This is a genomic window from Citrobacter sp. wls706 (assembly GCF_005281305.1).
Taxonomy (GTDB): Bacteria; Pseudomonadota; Gammaproteobacteria; order Enterobacterales; family Enterobacteriaceae; genus Citrobacter; species Citrobacter werkmanii.
In genome coordinates this window covers 16652-30386 of record NZ_SZXG01000031.1, presented here as the reverse complement: position 1 = coordinate 30386, position 13735 = coordinate 16652, and the positions used below count along the sequence as shown (strand labels likewise).

At 47.4% G+C, this 13735-nt stretch carries 11 protein-coding genes and 2 pseudogenes; 12 read left to right on the top strand and 1 reads right to left on the bottom strand.

Annotated elements, in window-relative coordinates; genetic code table 11:
* Positions 1-574 precede the first annotated feature (574 nt).
* From FDW92_RS10705 to FDW92_RS10655, 12 genes and pseudogenes are all read left to right on the top strand, one after another.
* Positions 575-1093, top strand: a complete 519-nt coding sequence (locus FDW92_RS10705) for an Hcp family type VI secretion system effector (RefSeq protein WP_137400621.1) — start codon at positions 575-577, stop codon at positions 1091-1093.
* A gap of 207 nt (positions 1094-1300) precedes the next feature.
* The gene (locus FDW92_RS10700) at positions 1301-2266 is read left to right on the top strand and encodes a hypothetical protein (RefSeq protein ID WP_042309294.1); all 966 of its coding nucleotides are present in this window, start codon (positions 1301-1303) and stop codon (positions 2264-2266) included.
* Complete coding sequence (locus tag FDW92_RS10695) at positions 2267-2881, top strand: hypothetical protein (RefSeq protein ID WP_137400620.1); 615 nt, start codon at positions 2267-2269, stop codon at positions 2879-2881. It abuts the gene before it with no gap.
* A gap of 140 nt (positions 2882-3021) precedes the next feature.
* Positions 3022-5025 (top strand): type VI secretion system tip protein TssI/VgrG, encoded by a 2004-nt coding sequence (gene tssI, locus FDW92_RS10690; protein ID WP_042309296.1) that lies wholly within the window; start codon positions 3022-3024, stop codon positions 5023-5025.
* Positions 5026-5034: 9 nt separating this feature from the next.
* Positions 5035-6225, top strand: coding sequence for a DUF2169 domain-containing protein (locus FDW92_RS10685; RefSeq protein WP_042309298.1), 1191 nt, complete (start codon positions 5035-5037; stop codon positions 6223-6225).
* Complete coding sequence (locus FDW92_RS10680; RefSeq protein WP_137400619.1) at positions 6225-7007, top strand: DUF4150 domain-containing protein; 783 nt, start codon at positions 6225-6227, stop codon at positions 7005-7007. Before FDW92_RS10685 ends, FDW92_RS10680 begins: the two co-directional genes overlap by 1 nt.
* The gene (locus FDW92_RS10675; protein WP_137400618.1) at positions 6998-10717 is read left to right on the top strand and encodes an RHS repeat-associated core domain-containing protein; all 3720 of its coding nucleotides are present in this window, start codon (positions 6998-7000) and stop codon (positions 10715-10717) included. Before FDW92_RS10680 ends, FDW92_RS10675 begins: the two co-directional genes overlap by 10 nt.
* Position 10718: 1 nt before the next feature.
* Positions 10719-11006: a hypothetical protein gene (locus tag FDW92_RS10670; protein WP_042309300.1), complete on the top strand. Its 288-nt coding sequence runs from the start codon at positions 10719-10721 to the stop codon at positions 11004-11006.
* Between the two features lie 325 nt (positions 11007-11331).
* Positions 11332-11463 (top strand): hypothetical protein, encoded by a 132-nt coding sequence (locus FDW92_RS23300; RefSeq protein ID WP_263986845.1) that lies wholly within the window; start codon positions 11332-11334, stop codon positions 11461-11463.
* 79 nt (positions 11464-11542) lie between these two features.
* Positions 11543-12034, top strand: a complete 492-nt coding sequence (locus tag FDW92_RS10665; protein WP_042309302.1) for an immunity 26/phosphotriesterase HocA family protein — start codon at positions 11543-11545, stop codon at positions 12032-12034.
* A 243-nt stretch (positions 12035-12277) separates the two neighbouring features.
* Positions 12278-12399, top strand: a pseudogene (locus FDW92_RS10660) (transposase family protein); the annotation flags it as partial.
* Positions 12400-12495: 96 nt separating this feature from the next.
* Complete coding sequence (locus FDW92_RS10655; protein WP_042309304.1) at positions 12496-12900, top strand: hypothetical protein; 405 nt, start codon at positions 12496-12498, stop codon at positions 12898-12900.
* A 353-nt stretch (positions 12901-13253) separates the two neighbouring features.
* Here the strand turns inward: FDW92_RS10655 and FDW92_RS10645 are convergent.
* Positions 13254-13568: pseudogene (locus FDW92_RS10645) on the bottom strand (tyrosine-type recombinase/integrase); the annotation flags it as partial.
* Positions 13569-13735: the final 167 nt, after the last annotated feature.

Sequence of the window (13735 nt, the reverse complement as noted above, 5' to 3'; positions counted from 1 at the left end):
TCCATAAAGACAATAGCCAGCAACGGAAATAAAAATCCGCCATGACAAAAACATCGATCAGGGAGTATCATACTCCCTGAATGAGATTTTAAAACAATTTTCCTAATCTTCGACACATAATACACACCGACGTGACGAATGACACATAATCAAGTATTTCATCTGGGATATGGTATATGCAGAATTAAATACAAACAAAAAAAAACACAATACAACCACATGTTTTAACTGAATATATAAGAAAAAGTTTAATTACAATGATTAGAGTAAATACGAACAAGGATTACATCACAAAAATAAATGAATGGTTATTTTGACTTTATAGCGCAGGAGAAAAATGGATTAAATAACATTAATTCAAGAACAACCTATGGCTGAAAGATAAAAGAGAAGCAGCGGAACTAATGAACAATGAATTTAAAAGCACCATCATTTTTACCGACCGCACAACGAATGCGACTCAGGGACAAACACAAAAGTATTGGCGTGAGCAATGCTTTTGTGTTTGTTAAGAAATATTGAACGTGCTGATGGGAATTAGCATAAATATAAATAATGCAAAGGAGTTAAGGAAATGCCAACACCGTGTTACATCTCAATTAAAGGACAAACTCAGGGACTGATTACCGATCGCGCATTTACTGCTGAATCTGTCGGCAATATCTACGTTCAGGGCCATGAAGACGAGATGCTGGTGCAGGAATTCAGCCACAACGTCACCGTCCCGACCGATCCGCAATCAGGTCAGCCCAGTGGCCAGCGTTCTCACAAGCCGTTTATCTTCACCGTGGCGCTGAACAAAGCGGTTCCACTGCTGTACACCGCACTGGCTTCCGGAGAAATGCTGCCAACCACCGAACTGCACTGGTATCGCACCTCCGTGGAAGGTAAGCAGGAACATTTCTTCACCACCCGCCTGACCGACTCCACCATTGTGGATATCGACTGTCACATGCCGCACTGCCAGGACGACACCAAACGTGAATTCACTCAACTGGTAAAAGTCTCTCTGGCTTACCGCAAAATTGAGTGGGAACACGTTTCAGCCGGTACTTCAGGGGCTGATGACTGGCGCGCACCACTGGAAGCATAAGTCAAAACCAGCAGCATTCTGCCGTCATGGCAGGGTGCTGTTTTTAAAGTCATTAGCCATAACAAGCAGTATCAGTACCGAGTTACGTTTTGCATACGGGAGATGGCAGACGCCGGAAACCTCGGCGGTAGCGTGCCTGAAAACAAGCGTAACGTTGTACGGTCATTGCAACTAATTCAGTTAGTGAATTGATAATGTGAGGGCAAGGTGCCTAATTTATTTAATCCTGAAAGTAATGATTTGCCTGAATATGAGTGGTCTCGCTTGCTGGGGCAAACTCAGGGGACAGATTTTAATTTCGACGCACTGGCTGATGCACTTGACTGCCAGCGTGATTTTTATGGTGCAGGCATTATATACAACGACGGTTATCGCTCATTTTTAGTTCGCCCCTCAAAACGCTCCTCCACTCCGGGACTGAATCAAATAACCCATATCATTGTGACTCAAACCACGCATTTATCTCGTGAAGGGATGGAGAAAAGCGTCAAAGAAGCCGTAAAAGATCCATCAGTTGGAGCAGAAATTGCGTCAACGGCACTATCCTGCGGAGCCTGTATACTCACAGCTGTCGCATGTGCTGCTTCTCTTTCAGCCGTACCGCTTACGGGCGGAATGAGTACTCCTCTGGCTGTATTGGCAACTGCCGGAACGATTGCCACAGCAGTGCAGTGTGCTAATGGCCTATGGCGTTTGTATGATATAGGACTTAACGATGCCCAAAATGTTGACTGGATTGATCGGCAGGGATGGTACACGGCCACCTCCACTGCGCTCGATTTAATTTCACTGGTCTCGCTTGCCGGTCCGCTAAAAGAAGTGGTCATGACATACAAAATGATGAAATCAACCTCTTCAATGAACGTGATCGACTGGTTAAAGCGTTATCCCAGAATGGAGAGGGTTCGTCTGACTGAAGCTATCATAAAACAACTTAACCCGGGAATATCTAACAAAGCGATGAAAGCAATGGTCCGCGCGGGAAAATATCCCAGACGATATCCTACAGAAGGATTTCACGGAGAGTTAATAAAACAACTCATTAGTGCGATGACCAGCGCAATGGCGGTTTCTGGTAGTGCGGTCAGTGGTGTTATACATTCCCCGGAAAGTATTAGCACCTCTGGTGAATATATTTTTGGATTATTACAGTCCGTGGACACTATTAATTAAATGAATATAACGAGAGTGTTATTGGGCACACAGTTCCTTCGATTAATTGACGAAGGAAAACAAACGGACTGCTTGATCAAAGATGGAGGGGCGGCGTTACTCAAACAATCGACCCCGGAGCAGGAAAATGCACTCAATCTTCAATGGCTCAGACTTTCACGTCCCAACCCTTTTTCAATAGGGATTATCGTTATGTTACTGGCAGCCTCGACCCCATGGGGATGGACATCGATAATATATCACTTTAACCTTCCCGTTGAAGTGAGCTCAATATTATGCTTATCCATTATCCCATTTGCAGGTATATATGTTGCTTTTATACCTTATGGATTAGGACGAGGCTATACCAGTGGATTGTTCTTTATACGCTATTTTTATCTTTTTAATATATCATTGTCATTGGCTGGTATTTTTTCAATACTTATACAAAACTCAGAATTTAATCAGTTAATGAGAGAGCTTAATACATTTTTTTTACAATTATTTGTTTTGTATTTATGTCGATATACTATAAACAGCAACTCATTTTATAGAATAATTTCATTCCTTCGCACTTTACGTCTGATACTGGAAGCTAAAAAAGAAAGAGAATTGTCACAAAAAAGTTGCAAGTAATTCTCTTCGGAAAATATTCTATTTTTATTATCACTCATTCATCGCTCCCATATCAAACGAACCTTAATTCATGAGTTACATCGTCTATATCATGTAACTCATCAACAATACGGGTATTTCTCCGTCCTTAGGGAGGTCATATGTCATTAAAAGGACTGCGTTTTACGTTAAATATTGATGGTCAGGAAGATACAGCACTGGCCGTGGTAGATTTCACTCTTTACCAGCAATACTCTGGTCCGTTTGTGATGGACGTAAATGTTTCCAGTACTAAATTAAATCTAGTCGCTTCGGATTTTCTGGAAAAAAATGTCGTTCTGACTATCTGGCAAGGTAATATTCCACAACGCTATATCAACGGCATTGTCACTGCAATGGTCCTGGGAAATAATAATGGATGGCAGACAAATTATCATCTGACCATTTCCCCTCCACTTTGGCGCTGTAGTTTGCGCAAGAACTTCCGTATTTTCCAGCAACAGGACATCCAGACCATCTCCGATATTCTACTGAGAGAAAATGGCGTAACAGAGTGGAAGTCTCACTTTTATGAAAACCACCCGCCACGTGAATTCTGCGTACAATATAATGAGTCAGATCTCGCTTTTCTGACACGATTGTGGTCTGAGGAAGGAATCTTCTTTTTTGAAAATCTGTCTCCAGGTGCTAATGGGCCGCATCAGACGCTGACCCTATGCGACAATTTTGCCGGATTGCACTCCATATCCACCCCACTCCTATTTAACCCAAACGCAACAATGGAAGTCACCCCTGAATCCATTAGTGTGTTCCGCTATGAAGCCACTGTCACACACTCTTCAGTACAGAGTCAGGACTACACCTTTAAAGTCCCTGGTTGGCCAGGACTCTATACTCATAAAGCCGACAATCTTAACGGCCAGAGGTCACAGTACGAACTGTTTGATTATCCGGGCCGTTTTAAAGATCAACAACACGGTCAAGATTTTGCCCGCTATAAAATGGATGGCTGGCGCAGCAGTGCTGAAACGGCCACTTGTGCCAGTAATTCCCCAAAACTATGGCCTGGTACACGTTTTACCTTGTCAGGACACCCAACAACCGACCTTAACCGAGAGTGGCAAGTGGTGGGTAGTACGCTGACGGGTATACAACCTCAAGCACAGCACGGCAGTCAAGGGCAGGGAACCTCACTCACCAACGATTTTACTGTAATACCTGCGGATCGAACCTGGCGGTCACAACCTTTACCCAAACCCAGAGTTGATGGCCCGCAAAGCGCAATTGTCACCGGTCCTGAAGGAGAAGAAATCTTCTGCGACGAGCATGGTCGGGTTCGTGTGAAATTTCACTGGGACAGATATCATCAGAAAAATGAGGACAGCTCCTGCTGGATACGGGTATCACAAGCATGGGCCGGTGCCGGGTTTGGTCATCTGGCTATCCCACGCGTCGGGCAGGAAGTGATCGTTGATTTCCTCAATGGCGACCCAGATCAGCCCATCATTATGGGACGAACCTACCACCAGACTAACCGTTCTCCAGGCGATCTGCCCGGAACCAAAACACAGATGGCTATCCGTTCAAAAACATATCAGGGAAGCGGATATAACGAACTGATGTTTGAAGATAGTACGGATAATGAGTTGTTGTCCATGCACGCTCAGAAAGACATGGACACCAAAGTATTACACGACCGTCGTACGACGGTGCTCCACGATCACACGGAAAATATCGGCAACGATCAAAAAGTCAGAATCAAAAAAGACCGCAATGTACTGATTGGTCACAATTTACGGCAGGTCGTTCTGAGCAATCAGAGAACCACCACGCTGAAAAATAAAAAAGAATTTACCGGCCTGACTAGCAGGGAGACTGTTGGGTTATTGAAATCAGTCACCGTGGGAGGGGCCTATCAGACAACCGTTGTCGGGGAGATGAATACCACCGTCGCTCTGGCGCAGACCGAAGAGGTTGGGCTGTTAAAGTCAGTCACCGTAGGTGGACCACTGACAGTGAGTTCCACCACATCCATTACTTTCACCTGCGGGGCCAGCTCCATCACGATGGATGCTTCCGGAGTGATCACCATCATCGGAACCGCCTTTGACTTTAGTGCCAAGGGGCCAGTCCAAATTAACGGTATGCCAGTGGACATCAACTGAGGCGCTGAAATGGAATTTCGCAATCTCACTCCCTTCTCCGTGATGCAGTACAGAATGCTCGATCAGCAGGATGAGACATATCACGTTGTTGCATTGAAGGTTGGCTTTTCGCTGGAGCAATGCGCCGAAGGCATTTTCCAGGCACAACCACTGATAAATCCCCCCATACCTCTGTGCCTGACGGATGAGTATGAAGGTGAACTCAACGCTTCCAGAGTCTTACAGGAAAACGATCTGGCTCCCTTCAAGCCGCTTTGTGACGTTATTCTCAACGCAACCGTCAATGCTCCTGCTGACATTCCCGCAACAGATGTTGATGTCGGTATTCAGCTTATTACTCCAGAGGGGCAAGTTTTACTGGATAAGCGACTTCATGTCATTGGTGAGCGATTTCTGCTCCGTAACTCCCTGACCGGACAATGGTCGCTTTCAGATCCCACCCCCTTCACTACTCTCCCCCTGGATTATCAATATGCCTTTGGCGGGGAGTGTCGAATCGAGAAAGAGAGTGATGCCGCCAGAAATGTACCCGCGAAAAATCAGCTTACTGCCCGTCAACAAGCCGAACACCCACAGACTGATAGCCCGCCGCTCGCCCACACCGTGTGTGTAACCAATCCACAGGGACAAGGATATACAGAACGCTGGTACGTTGATGCTACCCGACTGACACGCGTCCCCGCTCCACAGATCATGAATCCGGACCATCCTTTCACACTAAATGAATTTCAACGCTGTCTGGATGGCAGGTTGGATCCATCTGCGCCTGAATTTCAACCTGCCGGAACGGGATTTTTAGCCCGTAGCTGGGAGCCAAGGCTGAGAAAAGCGGGAACCTACAATCAACACTGGCTGGATTCTCGACCCCCTGGTTTACCGGGAGACTTCGATTTTGGTTACTGGAATGGTGCGCCACTGGATCAACAAATACCCTGGCCCTCTTCAGGACTGCGCTTTGAGCTACAGGGATTGCATCCCAAGGGCCGGATAACCGTTCAAACCCCACCACACAGAGCAGCAGTGTTACTGCGCATGACGGACGGAACCCTGATCCCCCAGTGGATGAATGCAGACACCCTTATCCTGGATTTAGACAAAATGACACTGTCTATCACCTGGCGATACCTCATTAGCACCCACGCCCCGATACGCGTCATAGAGGCGCGTTACGTGACAAATCCCGTTCAGGAAGAAAAATAATGGCCGAAAACACCACTGCCAGCCAGAGTCCGCAATGGACGATGGTATCGCTCAGTCCGGATGTTTGTAAAACGCCACGCGGAGACTCCACGCCCCCGATCCCCTACCCAGTCACTGCACAACTGTTACAGGCCGTGCTCCCGGTACCGACCGTCAGGACAAACAATACCCCTCTGGTGGTAATGGACCAGAGTTTTGCCCCGATGACACAAGGAGATGAACCGGGTGTTGCCGGCGGCATAAAAAGCGGAACCGTGGGGAGCATCTGTGAACCCCTGGAGCACAGCGCCAGCGTCACCGCCGGTGGTTTTCCAATACTACGGAACGGCGATATATGCTGGATGAATAACAAAAATACCCCCGGCGTTATCTGCGGCCAGCCCGCCATACCTCAGGTTCCGGTGACGGGGGCAAATCCGCCAGTTGTCCCGGAAACAGCGAAAGAAAAAGGTTTCCTGGAAATGCTCGGCGAGTCCTATGTTCAGGAAGCGGAGTCCAGAAGAGCAGCGACACAAAAAATTAAAGATGTTGTGTCTGATTTTGTCACTGACGATACACCTGACGGAGTAATGAACAGTGAGCTTATCGCTGCGATGCTACACGCAGGCGATATTTATAGTCGGGTCCCTGGCGCATCTGATGCAGCTATCCAGCAAGTGGGCGGAGAGGCGGCGGAAACATGGAAAACGCTGAATACTGACCAGGTTAAAGGAAGTGAACTGGTTATCGGTTCTTTGCTGGGGGGGCATTGCTGGCAAGAAATGGCCCCCAAATGGCAGTAGAAGAAGCCGGCGCAGCAACACGGTCGGCAGAAACCGCCGCCGCTGCTGCAAAAACCACAAACGCAGTGGAAGACGCAGGTGCCGCTGCCAGTACCGCCGTAAAAACCCCAAATGCTCCAGGAGGGCAATTTCCTGTTCAAGGGGAAACACCTAAAAACAATAAAGCTAATAGCCAGTGCACTCGTAACTGTAGTACGCCGGGTGAACCTGTCGATATCGTTACCGGCGATTTTCTCCAGCATCTTTCGGTGCTCTCACTCCCCGGTACGTTACCGCTCAGCCTCTCCCGCTTTCACCGCACCAGTTCACAGGTCTGTGGTCTGTTCGGACCCAAATGGATGGACGAATGGTCGCGTTTTCTGGAGCTGGACGCAAAAACTATCCGTTTTACCGATCATGAAGGCGTCACGCTGGTCTACTCCCTGCCCCACGACGGACAATTAAGAAACGCGGTTAACAGTCACATGGGCCATTACGTGCTCTCCGGTGATATTCACAATCAACTCACCGTGTTTGACCGTCAGGCCCGCCAGACGCTGATTTTTGGCGAAATCAACGGGACAATACGCCGCCTGTCCGCGATCTGTGACGGCTATGGCAACACCATCAGCTTCGTTTACCAGCATGGGCAACTGGCCTGCGTCCGGCACAGCGACGGCTATGAACTGACGCTGAGCAGTCTGCACGGGCGAGTTACCGCAATAGACCTCCATTCGCAGGGAAAGATCCAGCGACTGGTCACCTGTCAGTATGATGACCGGGGAATGCTGGCAGAATGCGACACATTTCAGTTCAGTCACAAGGGTTACACCTGGAGTCCGGAAAACCGGATGCTGCACTGGTGGGATGCCGACGGTACGCAGGTGGATCTGTTCTACGACGCACAGGGACGGGTGACAGAAACCCGCACGCCGGAAGGCTACTTCAACGACCGTTTTACCTACGACGATGCGGAACGCAAAAGCCGCTATCACGACGCGGAAGGCGGCGTCACAACCTACTGGTATAACGATGACGGCCTGGTCGTTCGTGAGGCAGACCCTCTGGGAAGGGAAACACTAACGGAATGGGCGCACAGTAAACGGCAGTCTCAGACCGACGCGCTGGGGCGAACCACCACATGGCAGTATAACCTCTACGGTGACATCACCCGGCTGTCATTGCCGGGGGGGATCATGCTGCACTATGAGTATGATGCCCACGGTAATCTGACCCGTTTTCAGGGGCCGGGTAATAAAACCTGGCTGTTCACCTACGATGAACACGGCGGCCTGCGGGAGATGACCGATCCGCAGGGGCGGCAGCGTCACTGGGAATACGGTGACCACGGCGAAGTATTACGGCAGGTACTGCCGGACGGTGAGACCTGGCATTATGGCTACGATCCCCTGCACCGGCTGAACTGCATTGAAGATCCGGCTCAGGGTGAAATCCGGATCGAGCAGGATATAATTGGACGCCTGCTGACCGTCAGCGATCCGTTACAACAAAAAACCACTTACCGCCACAGTAACCAACACGCCAGCCTCTCCGGGAGTGTTACGCACCTCACCCTGCCGGACGGCGTGGAACAACAATATGATCACAGTACCGGAAAACAGGTTGCCAGCTTTACCGACGGTGAAGGAAAAACCACGCACTATGAGTACGGTAGCTTTGGCCTGCTGAAAACACTGACGCGTCCTGACGGGCAGTGCTACCGCTTTATTTATGACGGCCTCACCCGGCTGAAGCAGGTTATCAATGCCGCCGGAGAACGCTGGACTTACACCCTGGATGCTGCCGGTCAGCTTATCAGTGAAACGGATTTCAGTGGCCGGACGCTGCATTATGAGTACGATGCCGCCGGGCGGCGTACTGCCACACACTATCCTGACAACCATATTATCCGTGAATATTATGACAGCGGTGACCGGCTTCTTCAGCGACAGGTAAGGCAACGGCGGGAGGAAGCGGAGCAGATAATCGCCACCTCCGACTTCCGTTATGATGCGGAATTTCACCTTATCAGCGCCTGTACCCCGGATTCACGGGTGGAATTTGAGTACGACACCGACGGTCAGGTTATTGCTGAAACCCTTAACGGTCGCCGGGTGGCGCACCGCTACGACCCACTGAGCGGCAGGCCCGTTGCCTGGCAACTGGATGACGTGGCGGTGCAGTTCACCCACGGCGTGATGGGCAGGATGACCCACTGGCAGATTAACGACCACCTGCCCCTGTTATTCAGCCACGACGCGCTGGGCCGGGAAACAACACGCCACAGCGGGGCCGGTTTTCAGTTCGGGCAAAGCTACAGCCCCACCGGCAATATTGTGGAACAGTGGGCCGGACACCATGAATCCGGCACCACGGATTGGCCTATGGACATCTGGCGTCGCCAGGAATACGACCGGGCATGGAACCTCACCCGGGTCAGTGACAACCGCTGGGGAACCACCACTTACCGCTATGACACTAACGACCAGATAACCCTTGCCGAAGGCGGCACACGGCAGCTCCCCCGGCAGGAACATTTCGGCTACGACATTAATCTGAACATCCGCCACCACGGTCAGACCCGCAACCTTCCGGATGCCCTCATGCAGTTTACGGCGCAGGAGCAGGAACATGGCCGTGTCACCAAACGGGGAAACAACCGCTACCGCTATGATGAAGGCGGCAGACTGGTGGAAAAAACGGTTCTGTCTGACGGCTTCCGGCCACAGCGGTGGCGCTACCGCTGGGATGGTATGGGGCAACTGATACAGCTTATCACCCCACAGGGCGAACGCTGGCACTATACCTACGACGCCTTTGGCCGCCGGCTCAGCAAGCGCCGGGAAAGAGCCACGCTGGGTATCGCGGGTTACGATTACCAGTGGAGCGGCGACCTGCTGGTGGCGGAAACGCCGGTTTACGCCGACGGCACCGCCGCCGTGGAGAGCAGCGTCTACTGGCTGTACGAACCCGGAGCCCTGACGCCGGGAGCCAGATATGAAAACGGGCAACTACACTATGTGGTCCGTGACCATATGGGCACCCCGAGAGAACTGCTGACGGAAACCGGCGAAGTGGTCCGGGCGCAGAAGCTGAGCGTGTGGGGTAAGGCTGAACAGTATCGCTTCGGCGGACTAAGCGCGGCTAATGATGATGATACGGCACCGCACTGTCCGTGGCGCTTTGCGGGGCAGTATGCGGATGAAGAATCCAGATTGCACTATAACCGATTTCGGTACTATGATGCAGAGACGGGACAGTATGTTTCGCCGGATCCGATAGGGCTACTTGGTGGGTTAAACTTATATCAGTATGCGCCTAACCCCCTCACTTGGATCGACCCGTTAGGGTTAACCACGGGAACAACCGCCGGCGGTATGTCTAGGACAACACCAACTTGGCGAGATCGTTATGGCCCCGCTTCAATGAGAGATCATCATTTGATTCCTCAGGCAATGATGAATGATCCTGTTTTTATGGCTCAAATGAAAAATGCTGGAATATCAAATCCGACCGATTATATTCATCGGCAGATTTCTAAAATTCCTAATGCTCAGCATTCTGAAATTCATGGTGCTGGCTGGAATGAGAAGTGGAAAGATTGGTTTAAACAAAACCCTGATTTCAATAAATCTGATCTTCAAAGCAATATAAAAAATATGATGGAGCAGCATAATATTCCTGGTTCATCAAGGAATTTTGCTAAAAGATACGGATGTAAAGGAGGATGATATGAAAGCCAAACTTGAATTTCAAAAAGCACTTTTATTGTTAGATTACGGTAAGTTGGATAAAGGCCGTGAAAAATTGGGATGTGTTATTGCTCAGGCGGAGAGTGAAAAAGATACCGTGACACTGGTTAAATCATTAGTATGCCTTGGGGATTTGCTTATTGAGATTGGAGCGTTTCAAGAAGCTGCACCTTTTTTGATAAGAGCGTTGACTTATAGAAGGGATGATGATGTTTTAGAGTATGAGTTAAATCGCGCATCCGACCTACTGTCATCAAAAAATAACTAAACGAAAAGCCGGGAAAGATCTTCTTACCTTCCCGGATTTTGGATTACGCTATAATTGGCTCCGGCACTATGATGCAGAGACGGGATGATATGTTTCGCCTGCCCCCTCAGGGCTGAAGGGAGGAATAAGGCCATACGGATATATTCATAATCCATTAAGCTGGATTGATCCTTTCGGCTTAGTTTCAGTTAACGCAGCAGGTTATAATGTTTATGGATTATTTGACCAAGGAGCAACTGAACCATATTATATCGGCATTACAAATGATGTTGATCGAAGAACCGCAGAACATATCAGTACTGGTCGATTAACGAAAGGTGCAAAAATGAAAGTTTTGGATTCAAATGTAACCTATGGAAATGCAAGAGGATATGAACAGTATTACATAGAGAAGTATGGACTAAAACTGGCATTTGGAATAAAGCCGTATCAGAAACAAATAGAGGAAACAAAATAAATTCATTCAATAAGTTACGTATAGACCCAAGAGCTAAAGCATTCAAAAATGCTTATAACAGTAAAAAGGATACATGTCCATGAGTAACTTTAAATTTTGGGGTTGGAATAAAAAACCAAGAACAATGCTTCGTTTCATTAAACCCGGTGACATATTCTGCTTTCAACAAAATGAAGAGAGATATTTTTTCGGGCGGATAATATCAAAAATAATGACAGGGCATTTTGTTGAAATTTTTAATTATAGTTCAAACCAGCCAAGCATAGACGAACAGACTATCAATAGTTCAGAAAGGCTCTTTTCACCAATCGTAATTGACACTTATGGCCTATTTGACAGAAAAATTTATAATGAAAGTGATTATCGGATTATAGGCCATCAAAATAACTATACACCAACCCACCTAGAGCATATATATTTCACATATGGCATTGATAAGTGGTGTAAAAAAGTTGACATATGGGGAAATGAAACACCTATAACATCAGAAGAGGCAAAGACCATACCAGATTTATCTCCTTATGGCGACTATGATATCAAACAGTTACTAAAAGAGTATTTAAAATATTAGGCACAGTGAATGTGATAACAATTAGAGAAAACATCGAATTAAATAAAGCTTACACATTATGTGCAGCATCTTACATTGCCTCATATAACAAAAGGGGGTGACGCCGATTTAGCGTCAGGGAAATACCGCGAAAATCGTGATGTATATCACAATTTTCAGTCTGGTTATAGCGCCCTCAAATGATTAAAATTTAAGCAACGGAATCTCTCAAAAGATAAAAAGGACGCCAGATGAGTATTCAGTTTGCTTGATTATATTTCTGTTATTCCAGATACACGGCAATAGGAAAGGTTAAACATAAATTATCCGATATATTATTTCTCACAGTCTGTGCAATAATTGCAGGCGCTGATGAGTGGACAGAGAGAGCCATCTAAGGCCATTAATATCACTAATAATAAAGATGGTACAGGAATCATTGAAACCATAACCAGTTGCCCATGATGGCAGAGGTATTTTAAATGCTCACATTAGAACCCAAATTAATTAACTTTAGAATTTCAACAACATACCTTCAATTAAATTATCTAGAGCCAGGGACGGTTAAAATCACATTAGACTGTATAGAATCAAATAAAAATGACAACAATAGCTATTTTAAAGTAGAAATGAATTTCTATACTGTAGCCGAGGTGAAATGTATAACAATGAATTTTTATGAATCAAATCATAATGAATTCCATATAATTCCCAATAAGAATATAATGGAATCTGGGTTTTATGAAGTAATTAATTCTGATTCTTTGAAAGAAAAAAAACACACCTACGACCCAATAAATAGATTAGGACTTAAACATTACATTATTACAGGAAATGATAGTTATATAGAATTATTAGCTTCTAATTATACTATTGATAGAGTTTAATAATATTAAATAATAGTTTCATGTAATATTCACTATTTGAGCGTATGGGGTAAGACTAAACATTATAGCTTTGGCGGACCGAGCACATCTAATCCCTGTTATTCAGCCACGACGCGCTGGGCCGGGAAACAACACGCCACAGCGGGGCTGGTTTTCAGCACGGACAAAGCTACAGCCCGGTTGGCAATATTGTGGAACAGTGGGCCGGGTAATAAAACCTGGCTGTTCCACTACGATGAACACGGCAGCCTGCGGGAGATGACCGATCCGCAGGGGCGACATTGCCACTGGCATTACGGTAATCACGGAGAAGTATTACGACAGGCACTGCCGGATGGTGAGACCTGGCATTCCGGAAAGACAAGATTATTACCCTTAAAGCGTGGAAGCGCCTTTAACAGCGCCACCGCAGCGTCAGATAACGGAACACTATGCTCTTTATTTGCTTTCATCCTTTCTGCCGGGATAATCCACGTTTTGGCCTTCAAATCAATTTCATCCCATTCAGCACCACGAATTTCCCCTGAACGGGCAACAGTCAGGATAGAGAACTCCAGAGCGCGGGCTAAAATCCCCGTTCTTGTACGAAGTTCTGTCATAAACATCCCCATCTCGCCATATGGCAGCGCAGCATGATGTTTTTTATTCTGTACCTTGCCTGGCATTGGCGAATATACACCTACTGAACCTTATTCAGACATAAATATGGCAGCCCCCCTCACCGCCATATTCAAAGAAGAGCTCGTATGCAAGTACGGGCTTTTTTTTCGCATATTGCACGCCTGCGGAGGGGTGAGAAGCCCCGACCGGGGTTCAGCAACTGTATACAGCCAGG